This window comes from Candidatus Allofournierella excrementavium, assembly GCF_048526665.1.
Lineage (GTDB): Bacteria > Bacillota > Clostridia > Oscillospirales > Ruminococcaceae > Allofournierella_A > Allofournierella_A excrementavium.
The window spans coordinates 12,351-29,170 of the sequence record NZ_DBGFPE010000047.1 but is presented as its reverse complement, the minus strand read 5'-3'; the positions used below and the strand labels follow the sequence as shown (position 1 = coordinate 29,170).

Genomic DNA, 16,820 nt, shown 5'->3' with positions numbered 1-16,820 from the left:
TGTCAGTTCTCCTTGACGTTGAGATAGGGGTTGGAGGCCTTTTCCTCCCCCAGGGTGGAGAAGGGGCCGTGGCCGGGCAGCACCTGGGTGTCGTCCGGCAGGGGCAGCGCCCGCAGCTTCGCAAGGCTCTGGCACATCTCCTGCCAGCTGCCGCCGGCAAGGTCGGTGCGGCCCACGTCGCCGGCAAAGAGGGTGTCGCCGGTGAAGAGCAGACCCTCGCAATAGAGCACCCAGCTGCCCCGGCTGTGGCCGGGGGTGTGCCAGGTGGTGATGGAAAGGCCCGCAAGGCTGAGCGTTTCGCCGTCGGTGTAGCCCAGGGTGCCGGGGCCGGCGGGCATCAGCTGGGTGCCGCGCGCGTCCGCCGGGTCGAGATAGACCGGGCAGCTCCACCGCTTTTGCAGCGCGGGCAGGCCGGTCATGTGGTCGTAGTGGCCGTGGGTGAGCAGGATGGCCTCCAGCGAGGCCCCCTCCCCTTCCAGCAGCTTGTCAAAGGCGGCAAGGGAAGGCGCGGGGTCGATGACCACGGCCTTGTTCCCTTCCCCCACCAGCACGAAGCTGTTGGTCTCCAGGGGGGCGGGGCCGTTGAGATGGAATACTTTCATGGGTGGCTCCTTTTTTGACGTGGGGCGTTTCACCACTGGTCGGTGTCGATGACGATGGTCACCGGGCCGTCGTTGGCGATGTTCACCAGCATATCCGCGCCGAACTCGCCGTGCTTGACCTCTTTCAGGCCCTGCTTTTCCATCTCGGCCAGGAACAGGTCGTAGGCGTCGATGGAGAGGGGCGGTTTTGCCGCGGTGATATAGCTGGGGCGCTTGCCCTTTTTGGTGTCGCCGTAGAGGGTGAAGTTGCTCACCACCAGGGCGGAATAGCCCAGGTCCACGGCGCTTTTGTTCAGCTTGCCCTCCTCGTCCGGGAAGACGCGCAGGTTGGCGCACTTTTCGGCCAGCTTGGGCACGATGTCCAGGGTGTCGGTGTCCTTGACGCCCAGCAGGATGACGATGCCGGGGCCGATGGCTCTCGGCTCGCCCCCGTTCACCGACACGTCCGCTTTGCGCACGCACTGAATGACTGCTCGCATAGGTTCGTTTCCTCCTTCGCGCCGGCCTTTAGATGCGGATGACCTGAATGACGTCCCGCACCTTGCGCAGCTTGGCCAGCACGCTGTTGAGATGTTCGGTGTTGGAGATGCCCAGGGTGATGCTCATGGCGGCGCGGCCGTTGTCCACCGCGCGGGCGCTCATGGCATAGATGGGCACCCGCAGCTCGCCCAGGGCCACCGCCACGTCGCCCACCAGGCCGTCGCGGTTCATGGAGATGAGCTCCAGGGTGGCCTGATAGTTCTCCTGCTCGCTGGCCTCCCAGTGGGCGGGCACCCAGCGGCCCCGGTTCTCGGGGTTGGAGAGGCTGGCCTGCACGTTCTGGCAGCTCTTTTTGTGGATGGACACGCCGAAGCCCCGGGTGATGAAGCCCACGATCTCGTCGCCGGGCAGCGGGGTGCAGCACTTGGCGAACTTGACGGGGCAGTTGTCGATGCCCTCCACCACCACGCCGTCGGTGCTCTTGGTGGTCTTGATGGGGATGTCCGCCAGGGCGGCGGCCTTCGGCTGGGCGGCCTTGAGCTTGGCGTATTCGTCCTTCACCTTGCCCATCAGGCGGCTGAGCTGCAGCCCGCCGTAGCCAAGGGCGGCGTACATCTCGTCCACCGAGTTGAGCCGCTGGCGGCGGGCAATTTCGGCCATGAAGTCGTCCCACTGGTCGTCCGGCACGTTGATGAGGTTGCGGCGCATCTCCTTTTCCAGAGCCTCGCGGCCCTCCTGGATGTTCTCTTCCCGCCGCTCCTTCTTGAACCAGTTGCGAATTTTGTTGCGGGCCTCGCTGGTGGTGACGATTTTGAGCCAGTCGCGGCTGGGGCCCTTGTCCGCCGGGCCGGTGAGGATCTCGATGATTTCGCCGGTGGCCACCTTGTGGTCGATGGGCACGATGCGCCCGTTCACCTTGGCGCCTATCATGCGGTTGCCCACCGCCGAATGGATGGCATAGGCAAAGTCGATGGCGGTGGCGCCGGCGGGCAGGTTGATCACGTCGCCCCGGGGGGTGAAGGCAAAGACCTCCTCGGGCAGAAGGTCGCCCTTGATGTCCTGGAGCAGGCTGCCCGCGTCGTCGCTCTCCCGCTGGCTCTCCAGCAGCTGGCGCACCCAGGCCAGCCGCTCGTCCAGCCGGTCGGAGCCCTGCACGCCCGCCTTGTACTTCCAGTGGGCGGCAACGCCGTACTCCGCCATCTGGTCCATCTCACGGGTGCGTATCTGCACCTCGAAGGGGATGCCCTCGTGGCCGATGACGGTGGTGTGCAGCGACTGGTAGCCGTTGGGCTTGGGGGTGGAGATATAGTCCTTGAAGCGGTTGGGGATGGGGTGGTACATATCGTGGATGATGCCCAGGGCGTTGTAGCACTCGGCCACCGTGTCCAGGATGATGCGCACCGCGTAGACGTCGTAAATTTCGGCGAAGTCCCGGTCCTGGATGAACATCTTGCGGTAGATGCCGTAGACGCTCTTCACCCGGCTCTTCATGGCGGCGTTCTCCATGCCGTTCTCCGCCAGACGCTGCTGAATGACGCGGCTGGTCTCGGCCACGAAGGTCTCGCCGCCCGCCCCCGCCAGCAGGTCCTTTATCTCCTGGTAGCCCACCGGGTCCAGATAGCGCAGGCTGCGGTCCTCCAGCTCTTCCTTGATGTTGCTGATGCCAAGGCGGTGGGCGATGGGGGCGTAGACCTCCATGGTCTCCAGGGCTTTGTCCCGCCGCTTCTGCTCGGGCCATGCGTCGCCGGTGCGCATGTTGTGCAGCCGGTCGCACAGCTTGATGATCATGACCCGCACGTCCTGGCTCATGGCCAGCAGCATCTTGCGCAGGTTTTCCGCCTGCTGCTCCTCCACGCTGGAGAACTGAATTTTGGTCAGTTTGGTGACGCCGTCCACCAGCCTCGCCACGTCCGGCCCGAACTGGGACTGAATATCCTCCAGAGCGGTGGCGGTGTCCTCCACCACGTCGTGCATCAGGGCGGCGGCAAGGCTCTCGGTGTCCATGCCCAGCTCCACCAGCAGCAGCGCCACGTTCAGCGGGTGGCAGATGTAAGGCTCGCCGGAGCGGCGGAACTGGCCCGCGTGGGCCGCGTCCGCCAGGGCGTAGGCCTTATCCAGCATTTCCAGGTCATAGGGGCGGCCGGTGTCGGTGACCGCCTTTTTCAAATCAGCATAGGTGATGTAGTCTGCCATGGGTCATGCCTCCAGAGCTTTGAGAATGGGCGCGGCGGAAAGGTCCTTTTTGCCTTCCACCGGCGCCGGGGCCAGACGGCGGGCGCCGTTCTCCCGCCGCACCTGCACCAGACCCAGCTGGCGCAGGGCTTTGAGGCCCACAAGGGTGCGCCCGGTGTTCTGCGCCCCCATGCGTGCCAGCAGGGGCAGCAGGTCGTCCACCGAGGCGCCCTCCTGCCGGATGAGCCGGTAGAGGGCCGCGATGTGGGCCCGGTCCGGCAAAAGCAGGCGCTTTTCCTCGCTTGTGAGGGACGCGCCGCGGTTGAACGCTTCGTAAAGGGCCGCCTGCCGCACGGCCTCGTCGGGCAGGCCCGCCGGGCGCAGCGCCCGCACCCGGGCGGAGAGCTGGGGCCCGTTTTTGCCCTCGTAGACCGAGAGGCTCAGCGCCGCGTCCACCCGATCTCCCGGCTGGTAGGCCAGCTGGGCAGGGGCGGTGCCGAAGCAGGCGGCGAAGATGCTGCCATTCCCCTGCCGCAGGCGCAGCCGGGTGTGCTTGCCGTCGCTCACCGGGAAGACGCCGTCCACCACCGCGTCCTGCAAAAAGAAGACGGGAGCGGGGTTTTCGTGGCCGCAGGGGGCCAGATAGGAAAGGCTCTCCACGTCCGCCACGGTGAGGGAGTCCAGCCGCACGGATGCGTCCAGGCGCAGGGGCGGGGTCTCCAGCACGGGATACTCTTTGGCGGCGAACTCGTTGATGGCCCGGCGCAGAGCGGGGATGTTCTCCTCCTTCACCGACAGCCCCGCCGCCATGGCGTGGCCGCCGAAGCGGATGAGCACCGGCGCGCAGGCGCTGATGGCCCCGTGGAGGTTGAAGCCGGGCACGCTGCGCCCGGAGCCCTTGCCCTCACCGTTCTGCACGCTGATGACCAGCACGGGCCGGGCGTATTTTTCCACCAGACGGCTGGCCACGATGCCGATGACGCCGGGGTGGAAGCCCTCGCCCCAGACCAGCAGCACCCGGTCCCGCAGGCGGGCGGGGTCGGCGGCGATCTGGGCCTCGGCCTCGGAGAGGATGGTCTGTTCGGCGGCCTGCCGGTCGGCGTTGGCCTGGTTCAGGCGGGCCGTGAGGGCCTGGGCCTTTTCGAAATCTTCGCACAGCAGCAGCTGCAGCGCGGTGGAGGCGGTCTCCATCCGGCCGGCGGCGTTGAGCCGCGGTGCCAGCGCGAAGCTGATGTTCTCGGAGGTGACGGGCTTGTCGGCCAGGCCGCAGCCCTCCAGCAGCGCCACAAGGCCGGGCCGCTCGCAGTTTTCCAGCAAAGCAAGGCCGTGTTTGACGATGGTGCGGTTCTCGCCGGTGAGGGGCATCACGTCCGCCACCGTGCCGATGGCCGCAAGATCCCCGCACTGCTCCAGCAGTTCCTCGGGGGGGCAGCCGTCCAGCGCGGCGCACAGCTTGAAGGCCACCCCCGCGCCGGAAAGGCACTTGAAGGGGCTTTCGTCGTCGGCGCGGGCGGGGTCCACCACGGCCACCGCCTCGGGCAGCACCGCGCCGGGCAGATGGTGGTCGGTGACCACCACGTCCACCCCCAGCTCGGCGGCGCGCCTGACCTCCTGCACGGCGGAAACGCCGTTGTCCACGGTGATGATGAGCTTGAAGCCCTTTTCCGCAAGGCTTTCCACGATGGGCACGGTGAGGCCGTAGCCCTCTTCGTCCCGACTGGGCAGCTTGCAGCGCACACTGGCGCCCATGCCCCGCAGATGTTCAAAAAGCAGGGCGGTGGCGGTGACGCCGTCCACGTCGTAGTCGCCGAAGATGACGATGGCTTCGCCCGCATCCACTGCTTTTAAAATACGCGCCACGGCCTTGTCCATATCCTTCAGCGCGAAGGGGTCGCTCAGGGGAGCGTCCTGGGTGAGGAAGGCCATGGCCTTTTCGGGGCTTTCCAGCCCGCGGGCCACAAGGATGCGCGCCAGCAGGCCGGGCGCACCGATGGCCGCGGCCAGTTTGGCCACGGTCTTTTCATCGGGCTTGGGTACCTGCCAGGTGCGGAAATTCATGGGTCAGAGCTCCTTATGGTCAAGATTGGTATTCCGCCAGCCCGTCCTGGGCCAGCATGGTCTGCATGGCGCTGATCTCGCTGGAGATGTCCAGCGCGGTGTCGGTGAGAAGGTCGTTGCGCAGGTTGTCGAAGGCGGTGTTCAGGGTGGTGAGGATGCCGCCGATCTCCTGGCGGATGTTGCCCGCCGCCTCGCCCTGCTGGTCCTTCACGTCGGCGTAGGTGCGCAGCAGCTTGAGGGTGGTGGGCATATAATAGCGGGCGAACTTGCGCACCTTGCCCGCGCTGGCGGGGTGGGCCTTCACCCAGTTCTGGATGTCGGCGGTGGTGACCCGCATGTGGAGCAGGCTGTCCCGCAGTTCGGGCTGGTCGGTCATGGAGGCGATGTGCTCGCCCAGCAGAAAATCGAAGTCGGTGCACTGCTGCATCAGCTCCGCCAGCTCGTTCGCGCCGGAAGGGGCGGCCTCGGCCCGGGCGGCGGCCTCCTGCCGCCGCTGCAGGTTGCGGTACTCGGCGGCGCTGATGAAGAACATCCCGTCGTCGTCATCCAAAAAGGCGTCGGGCAGCCAGCCCTGGCGGATCATGCGGTCCAGGTCCTTCTTGACAAAGTTCACCGGACGGCGGACGGCTTCGGCCATGCGCTGCAGCGGCGCCGAGCGGTCGCTGCCCATGGCGGCCAGATACCGCCGCATACGCCCGCGGCGGGCGGGCTGGCTGAAGGCCCAGCGGGCGGCGAAAGCGAAAACGGCGGTGACGCCCAGCAGGAACACCAGAGAGATGAGGACGATCACATCAAAGAAAAAAGCGAGGCTGAGGAGCGCCGTCAGCGCCATGAGGCCGGCGGCCACCGCGCAGACCACCGCCAGGGTGCCGCCGAAGATGCACAGGCCGTCCCGCAGGCCGTTGGAGAGGTTCGACCCCGCCTGGTTCATCCGGGAGGCCAGCGCGTCCCCCGCCCGCTGGGCGGCCTGCTGCGCATGGCTGTGCTGCTTTTGCCGGGCGGCGTTTTTGCCCACTTCCCGCGCCGCGTCGCTCAGCGCGCTGCCCATCTCACGGGTGGCGTCGCCCAAAGCGCCGCCCACCTCCTGGGCGATGACCCGGCCCAGCTCATGGATGCTCTGGGCCAGTTCCTGGGCGGAGTCCCGCACGGGGGGCGGCGGCGTTGCGCCGCTTTTCCCGGACGCGGACGTTCCGGCGTTCTTCTGCTCATTGAAAGTCTGCTGCATCCGCTGGCGCATCATGCGCTCGTATTGATAAGAGTCTCTGGGATTCTGGTTCTCGGCCATGGCGGCCACCTGCCTTTCCAAGGGGTGTCTGTGCGCCCGCAAAGGGCGAAAAAACAGTTTTATTCCGCGGGGGCGCTGCCCTCGATGATGGCCCGGGCCACCCGCAGGCCGTCCACGGCGGCGCTCATGATGCCGCCGGCGTAGCCCGCGCCCTCGCCGCAGGGGTAGAGCCCCGGCAGCGCGGCGCACTGGAAGTCGGCTCCCCGCTCCAGCCGCACCGGGCTGGAGGTGCGGGTCTCGAGGCCGGTGAGCACCGCCGACGGCCCGGCATAGCCCGGCAGCTTACGGTCAAAGGCGGCAAGGCCGGTGCGCAGGCCCTGGGCCAGTTCGGCGGGCAGAAGGCTGCCCAAATTGAAGGCGCGCACGCCCCGGTCGTAGGTGGGCTGCACCGCGGAAAGACGCAGGGCGCCCTCCCCTTTCAAAAAGCTCTGCACCGTTTCGGCGGGGGCGGTGTAGTCGCTGCCGCCCGCCCTGAAGGCCGCCTGCTCCAGCTGCCGCTGGAAGGCCACCGCCTTCATGGCGTCGCCGCCGAAGTCGGAGCCGTCCACGCTGATGACCACCGCCGCGTTGGCGTTTTTGCCCGCCCGGGCGTGGTAGCTCATGCCGTTGGTCAGAACGCCGCCCTCTTCGCTGGCGGCGGCGACCACCTGCCCGCCGGGGCACATGCAGAAGGTGTAGACGCACCGCTTGCCCACATGGTGGCTCAGCTGGTACTCTCCCGGCGGCAGCGCCGGATGGCCGGCGGCGGCGTGGTAGAGCCCGCGGTCGATGTCCGTTTGCAGATGCTCGGCCCGGAAGCCCACCGAGAAGGGCTTCGCGGTCAGGGGCAGGCCGTTTTCGGCCAGCATGGCGAAGGTGTCCCGGGCGGAGTGGCCCACCGCCAGCACCAGACGCTGGCAGGGGATGAGCCCCGCCGTGGTGCGCACGGCGGTCAGCCGCCCGTTCTTCGCTTCCAGCCCGGTGAGGGCAGTCTCAAAGAGCACCCGCCCGCCCAGGGCCTCGATCTCGGCGCGGATGGAGGCGATGACTCCCCGCAAAAGGTCGGTGCCCACATGGGGCTTCTGCTGCCAGGCGATCTCGGCGGGCGCGCCGTGGGCCAGCAGGGTGTCGGTGACAAAACCGCACAGCTCATCCCCGATGCGGGTGGTGAGCTTGCCGTCGGAAAAGGTGCCCGCGCCTCCCTCGCCGAACTGGATGTTGGCGTTTGGTTCCAGCGCGCCGCCGGCGAAAAAGCGCTCCACCGCGGCCACCCGCTTTTCAAGGGCCGGGCCCCGCTCCAGCACCAGCGGGCGGTAGCCCGCCCGGGCCAGCGCCAGCGCGGCGAACAGGCCCGCGGGCCCGAGGCCCGCCACCACCGGCGGGTCGTTCAGCGGCGCGCCGCCGGGCAGCGGGCGGTACTGGGCATGGCGGGCCAATGCAACACAAGGCGCGGAACCGGCCAAAGCCAGTTCCGCACCTTCGTCTTTGAGGCGCACGCCGATGGTATACACCAGCGAGGGCCGGCCGTGGCGGGCGTCCACCGAGAGGCGGGCCACGCCTGCGCCGGCCACGTCGCCGGGGCGTATCTTCAAAATTTTCATCGCCCGGCCCGCCGCCTCGGCCTCCGGCCGGGGCGTATCCAGGGGCAGGCGCACACCGCGCACCAGCAGCATCAGCTCTGTGCCCCGCTGGCGCTCACCTGACACTCCACCGAATAGCTGCCGGTGGCGAAGATGGTGGTGGATGCGGGGATCTGGATGCTGGCGGCCAGCTTCTCGCGGCCTTCCGCGATCTGGATGTCGGAAGCGTCAACCACGGCCACCACGCTGTTGGGGCTGAGGGCTTCCAGCTCCTCCTCGGGGCCCACCAGGGTCACGCTGCTGATGCGGGAATCCAGGGCCTTGATCTCCATGTTGGCGGGCTGGTTGATGACCCGGATCTGGCTGACGTTGATGGTCTTGGTGGCATAGCCTTGCGTGTTGAAGGTGAGGTTCACCGTGGTGATGTTGTCACGGCTTTCCACCCCCTTGGGCAGGTTCACCTGCAGCTGATAGACCTTGTCCAGCTGGAAGCTGGAGAGGTCGAAGTCGCTGACGGTGATCTCGGTGAGGTTCTGGATGACCGACGAGCGGCCGGAGACCACCATGGTCTCCTGGCTGAGGGTGTAGTCCAGCGAATTGAGGTCAAAGTTGGGCGGATAGTTGATGAAATTGACGCTCAGGGGCAGCTCCGCGTTCTGATAGACGGTGAGGTTCACGTCCACGATGGAGTTGTCCAGGCTGGAGAATTCCAGGTCCATGGGCTGGTTGTTCACGTCCCGCACTTCCAGGGTGACGGTGGCGATCTTGCTGGTGGACAGGTTCTCCAGGTCGGCGCTGGCGGGCACCTTGGCCACGATGCTGCCGATCTTCTCCACCTCGCTCTCCGGCCCGCGCACCGTCACGATGGAGGGCGCGGCGGTGGTGCTGTGGAGCACATAGCCGTCGGCGATGGTGATCTGCTGGTCCATCTCCACCTGCACGGTGAACTCCTTGCTCTCGATGGTGTCGAACACCACGGTCACGGTGTCGGAGGTGGAGGCGGTGACGCGGGAGGCGCTGTTGCCCAGCACCCGCACCAGCAGGTTCAGCTCCCAGGTGCCCGGGCCCTTGACGATGGAATAATCCGGGTAGACCAGCACATTCTCGGCGGTAAGGGCGTAGACGTCGGTGCCGTTGCCCGCCAGTTCCACCGTGACCTGGGCCATCGGGTCGTTGATGATGTCCAGCCCGAGGCTGGTGTACATCTGGCTGTCCTGCTCAAAGTTCACCGGCACGCCCTTGAGCCTGTTGGTCTGGTCCGGGTCGATGTAGACGGTGACGATGGTCCAGATGAGCAGGGCGATGCCCAGCGAGAGCAGGATGTTCACGCCCCGGTTGTTCAAAAAGGAACGGTCAATCTTTCTTTTTTTCATGTTTCCCTCTCCAGAACAGCGCCTTCTTGGATTCCTTCTCCTCGGGAGGCACCAGTTCCTCCTGCAGAAGGTTGAACAGATTCTGCCGGTCCAGACGGCGGATCAGCACACCGTTTTTGGCCATGGAGATGATGCCGGTCTCTTCGCTGACCACCACCACCACCGCGTCGGAGTTTTCGCTCATGCCCAGGGCCGCCCGGTGACGGGTGCCCATGTCCTTGCCGATCTCCAGATTGTCCGACAGGGGCAGAACGCATCCCGCGGCCTTGAGGGTGCCGTCCCGCACCACCACCGCGCCGTCGTGCAAGGGGGTGCCCTCATAAAAGATGGTGCCCAAAATCTCCGGGTTCACGTCGGCGTTGATGGCGGTGCCGGTGCGGATGATCTCCGAGAGATTGGAGCCCCGCTCCAGCACGATCAGCGCGCCGGTGTTGGTGTCGGAGAGCTGCTCGGCGGCGTCGCAGATGGCAAGGCAGGCGTTCTGCCACTTGCCTCGCAGGCTGGGGTCCGACCGGCGGCTGTGGAACAGGTTCGACGCCCATTTGTCGGTGCGGCCCACCTGCTCCAGCGCGCGGCGCAGTTCCGGCTGGAACAGCACGATGAGCGCCAGAAAACCGATCTGCAGCACCGCGTTCATCAGATAGGTCACGGTGCGCAGCTCCAGCGCGTAGGCCACGGCGTAGCCCACCAGCAGCACCACCGCGCCCTTAGCCACCTGCGCCGCCCGGGTCTTGCGCACCAGGGCGATCACCTCATACACGACGAAGGCGACGATCAGGATGTCCAGGATGTTGCGCGGGTCCTGGGTGATGGCACGGAAATTGTTGAATACCATGGTCAGCGTTCCGCTTTCAAACCAGTCTGCCAAACCAAGCCCTCCCTGTCAGGCGCGCCGGGTCAGCCGGGCGCCGAAAATCTCAACTTTCAGTATAACATACCGTTGTTTTCTTGCAAAGTTTTTTTCGCGGCAGGCCGCCAGATTTTACACTTTGCCGCCTTCCAGCAGGGCCACCGCATGGGCGGCGATGCCCAGGCCCTGGCCGGTGAAGCCCAGATGCTCCTCGGTGGTGGCCTTCACGCTCACCGCGCCCGGCTCCATGCCCAGCGCCGCCGCCAGATTCTGCGCCATGGCGGGGATGTGGGGCGCGAGCTTGGGCGCCTGGCAGAGGATGGTGGCGTCCACGTTCACCGGGCGGTATCCCTGTTCGGCCAGCAGCGCCGCCACATGGCGGGCCAGAGCCAGACTGTCCGCCCCTTTATAGGCGGGGTCCGAGTCCGGGAAGTGCTTGCCGATGTCCCCCAGGGCCGCCGCGCCCAGCAGCGCGTCCATCACCGCGTGGGTGAGCACGTCCGCGTCGGAATGGCCCAGAAGGCCCTTTTCATAGGGGATCTTCACCCCGCCCAGGATGAGGTCCCGCCCCTCCACCAGTTTATGTACGTCGTAGCCGTGGCCGATGCGCATGGTCGTTTCTCCTTTCAGGTCGTCGGGGGTGGTGATCTTGTAGTTCTCGTATTCGCCCGCCACCAGCTGCACCGGCCGGCCCGCCTGCTCGAACAGCTGGCAGTCGTCGGTGACCGCCTCGTCGCCGGCCAGGGCCAGATACGCCGCCCGGTCAAAGCACTGGGGCGTCTGCATGGCAAAGAGCTTCTGGCGGGGCGGGGTGCTCTCCACAAGGCCCGCCTCGTCCGCCAGCTTGATGGTGTCCTTCACCGGCACCGCCGGGGCCGCCGCACCCGTCTTTTCCGCCGCTTCCAGCACCCGGGTAATGACTTCTTCGCTCACGAAGGGACGGGCCGCGTCGTGGATGGCCACCAGTTCCCCTTTCGCCGCACGCACCCCCGCCAGGGCGCTGAGGGCCCGGGTGGCGCCGCCCTTCACCAGCGTCACCGGTTTTTTGCAGCGGGCCGCCGCGGCGCGGGCCGCGGTCTCGTCCGCCCCGGTGACCAGCACCAGGTCGGTGACGAGGGGGTGGCGGTCGAAGGCCGCCACGCTGGCAGACAGTACTGTGCCGCCGCCCAGCGGGGCCGAGAGTTTGTCGAACCCCATCCGGCGGGACGAACCCGCCGCCACCAGCACCGCCGTGACCGTTTTTTCCATCGCGCAGCCCTCCGTTTTTTGGCGCACCGCCGTTTTTGTATATTATTATAAAGGATATACGCAAAAAAATCCACCGGCGAAAGCCGGTGGATGGGATGCCGCGCTCCCTCAGGCGCGGCGCTGCTTTTTGTCCAGGCGCATCTTGTCGGCGATCATGGCGATGAACTCCGAGTTGGTGGGCTTGCCCCGCAGGTTGTGGATGGTGTAGCCGAAATAGCTGTTCAGCACCTCCACGTCGCCCCGGTCCCAGGCCACCTCGATGGCGTGGCGGATGGCCCGCTCCACCCGGCTGGCGGTGGTGCCGTTCTGCTTGGCGATCTGGGGATACAGGCGCTTGGTCACCGCGTTGATATAGTCCGGGTCGGCGGCGGTGAGCAGGATGGCGTCCCGCAAAAACTGGTAGCCCTTGATGTGGGCGGGCACCCCGATCTGGTGCAGGATCTCGGTGACGGTGACCTCGTCGCTGGACGCGCCGCGGCCCTGGGCCGGCGCGCCGGAGGCCCGGGTCACCCGGCTGACAAGGCTGGTCTCGTCGAAGGGTTTGAGGAAGTAGAAGGCAAAGCCGCTGTCCAGCAGTTCCTGCTCCAGCTGCTCGTTCTGGAACGCCCCCGTGACGTAGAACTGGGCGTGGCCGCCCTCCTGCTCGTAGCGCTGCTTCACCGAGATGGCGTCCAGCTCGGGCATGAAGGCGTCCAGCAGCACCGCCTGGGGCCGCTGGGTGCGCAGCGCGTCCAGCGCCGCCGCGCCGTTCTTCTCGCACACGTGCACCTCCACGCCCTTGGCCTCCAGGGCCGCCTTGCAGGCAGCGGTGCAGCCCGCGCCGGTATCCGTCATCAGGAATTTGATCGGTTCCATTTTTCTTCTCCTCCAAATTGTGTATTTCCCTTAACGGAACCAATTTTACCATATATTACCAATTTATGCAAGACTTTTTTCGCTCCTGCGCCACCATACGCGCCGCTTTGCGGGCTTAAATCCGCGCAAAGCGGCTTTTTATGCGGCTTTGCGCGCGGCCGCCGCGGCGGCGCTGGACAGCATGTTCTCGGCAAAAATGCCAAATCCCCGGGCGGGGTCGTTCACCAGAACGTGGGTCACCGCCCCCACCAGCCGGTCGTTCTGCACGATGGGGCTGCCGCTCATGCCCTGCACGATGCCGCCGGTGGCGGCCAGCAGTTCGGGGTCGGTGATGCGGATGACCATGTTGCGGTTGGGGTCCTCCTCGGTGAGGGAGACCTGCTCGATCACCGCGTCGTACCAGGCGGGCTCGTCGCCGCCGATGGTGGTGAGGATGCGGGCGGGCCCCTCGCTGACCTCCTGGGCCTGGGCCACCACCATGTCCTGGCCGTCCATCACCTTGCGGATGGAGCCGTAGACGCCGGTGGCCCCGTTGATGAGGATGTCGCCCATGGCCGCCTCGCCGGTGAAGCGGCCCTTCAGCTCGCCCGGGGCCCCCGCCGCCCCCGTCACATAGCCGGTGATGGTGACCGGGGCCACCTCGCCGCTGAGCAGGGCGATGGACTGGCCGGTGTCGGCGTCGCTGATGGAGTGGCCGAGGCCGCCGTAGATGCCGGTGGAGTTGTCCACAAAGGTGAGGGTGCCGATGCCGGCGGAGGAATCCCTCACCCACATGCCCGCCCGCCAGCGCTCAGAGTCGGCGTCCTGCACGGGCTGGAGGGAGGTGGTGTGTTCGGCGCCGTCCCGGGTGTAGACCAGCTGCACCGGGCGGCCCTGGGCGGCCTGGATGGCGGCGCTGACGTCGTCGTTGTCCACGGTCTTCTGCCCGTCGATGCTGACAATGACGTCTCCCATTTTCAGGCCCGCCGCCTTGGCGGGGTTGGCGGAGCCGGAGGCGGTGCGGATGTCGGTGAAGGCCACCACCATCGCGCCGTCGGAGAACATCTTGATGCCGAAGGGCGTGCCGCAGACGGTGACGGCGCGGCGGTCCACCACCACGGCGCGCACCGTTTTGACCGGGATGCCGCCCAGCACCGAGAGGGTGACGTTGTAGCTGCCGCCGGTGGGCACCGCCTGGGCGGCGGCGGCCCCCGTGGGCTCCAGCGGCACCAGCCAGGGCATCTGGGCCAGGGTGAGGGTCTGCCCCTGAGGCACCATGAAGGTGTCCGGCAATTGGGTATAAAGATAGGTAAGGCAGCCCAGGGCCAGCGCGGCGGCGCCCGCCGCCAGCGTCAGGCAGCGCCTGAGGAACGTGAGCATAGAAAATCGACCTCCCGGCCGGGGCGCAGCGCGCCCCGGGTGCTCGGCCCGGCGGCATCCGCCGTCGGGCCCTGGTGATTAGTATGCTCCGTTTTGGCGGGATTATAGCGGGGGCGGCTCTCCCCTTCCCGATTGACAAACACCGCCGCGGCTGGTACACTGAGTTCGTATGCGGGTATGGCGGAATTGGCAGACGCGCCAGACTTAGGATCTGGTACCTCCGGTGTGCAGGTTCGACCCCTGTTACCCGCACCACGTCGGAATGGACTGCGCTCCATTCAAAAAGCCCGGCCGGTTGGCCGGGCTTTTCTCATATCGCTTCGTCATTCCTCCTTCTCCCCACAGAATTTTGCTAACGCAAACTTCTGTGGGGGCCCCGGCCGCCCGAAGGGCGGCAAATACGCAAGCTGTGCATCGCTTGCGGCGGCTTATTTTAAGCCACCGACGCGCTCGCTCCGCTGCGGCTCCTTCTCCCCACAAAATTTTGCTGCGCAAACTTTCGTGGGGGCCCCGGCCGCCCTGCGGGCGGCTTATAGACTTTGCTCCATTCAAAAAGCCCGGCCGGTTGGCCGGGCTTTTCTCATATCGCTTCGTCATTCCATCTCGGCCCAAGAGCCGCCGCTTACGCGGCGGTTGGCCTCGAAACGCGCCTGCGGGCGCAGTCCTTCTCCCCACAAAATTTTGCTAGCGCAAACTTTCGTGGGGAACCTCTCCGCCCGAAGCGCGTTGGCAAGCCCCGCAATGGAATATAGGGATTATCAGCGCAATCACGAGCGCAACTGCCGCCTTCATTGTTATTCTTCTTACAGATCTTTCGTTTTCATCTTGTCCAGTTCTTCTTTTTCGTGTTTTTCAGACTGAACACGCCCGATCCACCACACGACGACCAGCGCAACAGCGCAGCCGATTCCCGAGGGCAGGTAGTTTGCAGTGCCCTCCATGGCACTGTAGGCAATGAACAGTCCGAACAGACCACCCGGAAGGATGGCCCCCAACAGTGCGCTTTTGCGCAGGCCGAAATAGTATTGAACCGCCAGCAGCGCGGCGGTGATAAGCAGAACAATGGCGGGTCTCATGACCGTTTTCTCCCTCCTTCACATATCCCTGGCTTTCATACGTTCCAATTCTTGCCGCTGCATTTTTCCGCCCTTCTCGCGCCCGTCCGCCCACTCGCCAAAAAACAAGAGGTTCAGAACGACAAAGGGAGAAACGTACCGCAGCTCCAGCGGGACGGGGCCGCCGGTGAACATCCAGATGGTCACGCCCAAGATCAGGCAGGGAATGATGCCGCCCCACAGCGGGCTTTTCAGCCTTGTGCACAAAAGATACTCGGCCACCATCATGGCCAGCGCGATGGCAAAGCCTGCGATGAACTTCAAAATCATTGCTCCGTCCATATCCAAGTCCCCCTTATGACTCGTTTACTGCTCCTTTTTCTCCTGCTTGTACTTGTCGATGATGAGTTTTGCCGTTTCCAGGTCGATGCGGGAATCCACCGCCAGCCCCTTGATGAAGGTGGAAAAGGGCTCCTCCTCTTTCTGGTCCGCCAGTTCTATCTTCTGGATGAGCTTGTCCAGCCGCAGCCGCACCGTGGGGTAAGACACCTCATAAAGGCGCGCTATCTCTTTCAGCGAGCCGGACTTGAGCACAAAGTTTTTCAAAAACGCCACATCCTCCGGCTCCAGTGCCAGGAGCCACTGAGGGATTTTGTCTATCTCCAATTCAATTCTCCTTTCATGTTTGCTTTAACTATATTCAATATAGCATAAATAAAATTAAAGTCAACAAAAAATTTGAAATTGATTTTTCAAATCAGCAGGGGCGGCAGAAGGATTCTGCCGCCCCTGCTGCTCAAAGGCTCATTCTTTCCTTGTCAGCCGGATGACCGACACGGTGGCCGCGCCGGAGCGGTCCGCCACGTTGCTGTTATATGTAAGGCTGAAACTGGTGGTCTCCGGCACATGGATGATGATGGAATTGGACCCGTAGGCGCTGGAAAGCGCCGCGCCGGTTTTGAAGTAGATGCCGTAGAGCAGGTTGGAACTGCCGTTGTAGGCGGGCGTGACCTGCATGTAGCCCGCCTCCTCCAAAATGGCGGAGACGCTGAAAGAGATGCAATAGTAGCCCGGCGCAAGCTCGATGCGCGTCTCGTCCGCCAGCACGATGCTGCCGGTGGGGTCCTCCGTGCCGGGCAGCAGCGGGATGGGCCGCCCGTTTTCGAACCGGCGTTCGAACATGAAAAAGGAAGCAAAGCAGTCCTGGGCCGGTTCACCCGGAGGGCCCTGGGTCCCCGGCTCACCCTGCGGGCCCTGGGGGCCGCTGCAAACGCAGCAGCCGCAGCCGTGCTGCCGCCGCATGAATTCGGGCCTGCGGTCCGAATCGAATTTATCCATATCGCCTTCACTCCGTTGCTCAAAAATTTCTGTCCCAGTATATGTGCCCGCCGGGGCGGCCGTTCTCCTCCCCTGCCCCGGCCGGATGGAACTTTTCACAAAGAGAGGGCCCCGCTTTGGTGTTTTGCAGTGCAATTTGATAAAGTGATAAATTTTTTATCAGATTTTGCCCAGAATAATATTGACATCCTTTTTTGAGAGTGGTATATTTGACGAAATTGAATATGAAGGCTGTGACGAAGAGTGGCCGGGGATGGCCCGCTGCAGAGAGCCGGTGGTTGGTGTGAACCGGCGCGGAACGCCCCAGGGCCTGTCCCTTCCGAGCCGGAGCCTGAACCCCCTTTGGGGCCAGTAGGGTCTCCCGCGTATGCTGCGTTAACGCATAGAGGTTGTTTGACTTCGAACAAAAGCAAAGGCTGTGACGAAGACGGACCTGCAACGAATTTCTCAGAGAGCCGGGGATGGTGCGATCCCGGCAAAGGACTGCAGTGTTCCCATCCCTTCCGAGCTGAAGGCCCCAAAGGCGAAAGCCGAGTAGGCGTCTTTCGAGAATGCTGCGTCAGTGCATAGAAGTTTGTGGACTTCG

Annotated in this window: 15 protein-coding genes and 1 tRNA gene; 1 reads left to right on the top strand and 15 read right to left on the bottom strand. The window is 65.1% G+C overall.

Annotated elements, in window-relative coordinates; translation table 11 throughout:
- Nucleotides 1-2 precede the first annotated feature (2 nt).
- The 11 genes from ACMI1Q_RS10865 to spoIVB form a co-directional block, all read right to left on the bottom strand.
- A complete protein-coding gene (locus ACMI1Q_RS10865) occupies nucleotides 3-602 on the bottom strand; it encodes an MBL fold metallo-hydrolase (RefSeq protein WP_177522600.1) in 600 nt (199 codons plus the stop codon).
- Nucleotides 603-631: 29 nt separating this feature from the next.
- Nucleotides 632-1,081 carry a D-aminoacyl-tRNA deacylase gene (dtd, locus tag ACMI1Q_RS10860; protein ID WP_177522601.1) on the bottom strand — a complete coding sequence of 150 codons (450 nt, stop codon included), beginning with the start codon at nucleotides 1,079-1,081 and terminating at the stop codon, nucleotides 632-634.
- Nucleotides 1,082-1,109: 28 nt separating this feature from the next.
- Nucleotides 1,110-3,275 (bottom strand): RelA/SpoT family protein, encoded by a 2,166-nt coding sequence (locus tag ACMI1Q_RS10855; protein WP_419503768.1) that lies wholly within the window; start codon nucleotides 3,273-3,275, stop codon nucleotides 1,110-1,112.
- 3 nt (nucleotides 3,276-3,278) lie between these two features.
- Complete coding sequence (recJ, locus tag ACMI1Q_RS10850) at nucleotides 3,279-5,312, bottom strand: single-stranded-DNA-specific exonuclease RecJ (RefSeq protein WP_394980180.1); 2,034 nt, start codon at nucleotides 5,310-5,312, stop codon at nucleotides 3,279-3,281.
- Nucleotides 5,313-5,331: 19 nt separating this feature from the next.
- Nucleotides 5,332-6,618: a hypothetical protein gene (locus ACMI1Q_RS10845; protein WP_419068536.1), complete on the bottom strand. Its 1,287-nt coding sequence runs from the start codon at nucleotides 6,616-6,618 to the stop codon at nucleotides 5,332-5,334.
- 38 nt (nucleotides 6,619-6,656) lie between these two features.
- On the bottom strand, nucleotides 6,657-8,249 hold the full coding sequence (locus ACMI1Q_RS10840; RefSeq protein WP_419503820.1) for an NAD(P)/FAD-dependent oxidoreductase: 1,593 nt from the start codon (nucleotides 8,247-8,249) through the stop codon (nucleotides 6,657-6,659).
- Nucleotides 8,249-9,529: a YbbR-like domain-containing protein gene (locus ACMI1Q_RS10835; protein ID WP_419503767.1), complete on the bottom strand. Its 1,281-nt coding sequence runs from the start codon at nucleotides 9,527-9,529 to the stop codon at nucleotides 8,249-8,251. The genes ACMI1Q_RS10840 and ACMI1Q_RS10835 overlap by 1 nt, the downstream gene beginning before the upstream one ends.
- Nucleotides 9,510-10,397 carry a diadenylate cyclase CdaA gene (cdaA, locus tag ACMI1Q_RS10830; protein WP_330056752.1) on the bottom strand — a complete coding sequence of 296 codons (888 nt, stop codon included), beginning with the start codon at nucleotides 10,395-10,397 and terminating at the stop codon, nucleotides 9,510-9,512. The genes ACMI1Q_RS10835 and cdaA overlap by 20 nt, the downstream gene beginning before the upstream one ends.
- Before the next feature lie 114 nt (nucleotides 10,398-10,511).
- Entirely contained in the window at nucleotides 10,512-11,627 is a 1,116-nt protein-coding gene (ispF, locus tag ACMI1Q_RS10825) for a 2-C-methyl-D-erythritol 2,4-cyclodiphosphate synthase (protein WP_419503766.1), read from the bottom strand.
- Nucleotides 11,628-11,735: 108 nt separating this feature from the next.
- Nucleotides 11,736-12,482 (bottom strand): sporulation transcription factor Spo0A, encoded by a 747-nt coding sequence (gene spo0A / locus ACMI1Q_RS10820; protein ID WP_177522434.1) that lies wholly within the window; start codon nucleotides 12,480-12,482, stop codon nucleotides 11,736-11,738.
- Nucleotides 12,483-12,620: 138 nt separating this feature from the next.
- Nucleotides 12,621-13,841, bottom strand: a complete 1,221-nt coding sequence (gene spoIVB, locus ACMI1Q_RS10815; RefSeq protein ID WP_419503765.1) for a SpoIVB peptidase — start codon at nucleotides 13,839-13,841, stop codon at nucleotides 12,621-12,623.
- Nucleotides 13,842-14,012: 171 nt separating this feature from the next.
- Between spoIVB and ACMI1Q_RS10810 the strand changes: the two genes are divergently transcribed.
- Nucleotides 14,013-14,096 (top strand) — tRNA-Leu (locus tag ACMI1Q_RS10810).
- A gap of 548 nt (nucleotides 14,097-14,644) precedes the next feature.
- Here ACMI1Q_RS10810 and ACMI1Q_RS10805 read toward each other — a convergent pair.
- The 4 genes from ACMI1Q_RS10805 to ACMI1Q_RS10790 all read right to left on the bottom strand — a co-directional run bounded on the left by ACMI1Q_RS10805 (nucleotide 14,645) and on the right by ACMI1Q_RS10790 (nucleotide 16,234).
- Nucleotides 14,645-14,917 (bottom strand): hypothetical protein, encoded by a 273-nt coding sequence (locus ACMI1Q_RS10805; protein WP_419503764.1) that lies wholly within the window; start codon nucleotides 14,915-14,917, stop codon nucleotides 14,645-14,647.
- 18 nt (nucleotides 14,918-14,935) lie between these two features.
- Nucleotides 14,936-15,238 carry a hypothetical protein gene (locus ACMI1Q_RS10800; RefSeq protein WP_419503763.1) on the bottom strand — a complete coding sequence of 101 codons (303 nt, stop codon included), beginning with the start codon at nucleotides 15,236-15,238 and terminating at the stop codon, nucleotides 14,936-14,938.
- A gap of 24 nt (nucleotides 15,239-15,262) precedes the next feature.
- Nucleotides 15,263-15,562: a DUF2089 family protein gene (locus tag ACMI1Q_RS10795; RefSeq protein WP_330057540.1), complete on the bottom strand. Its 300-nt coding sequence runs from the start codon at nucleotides 15,560-15,562 to the stop codon at nucleotides 15,263-15,265.
- Between the two features lie 138 nt (nucleotides 15,563-15,700).
- The gene (locus tag ACMI1Q_RS10790) at nucleotides 15,701-16,234 is read right to left on the bottom strand and encodes a hypothetical protein (protein ID WP_419503762.1); all 534 of its coding nucleotides are present in this window, start codon (nucleotides 16,232-16,234) and stop codon (nucleotides 15,701-15,703) included.
- Nucleotides 16,235-16,820 lie beyond the last annotated feature (586 nt).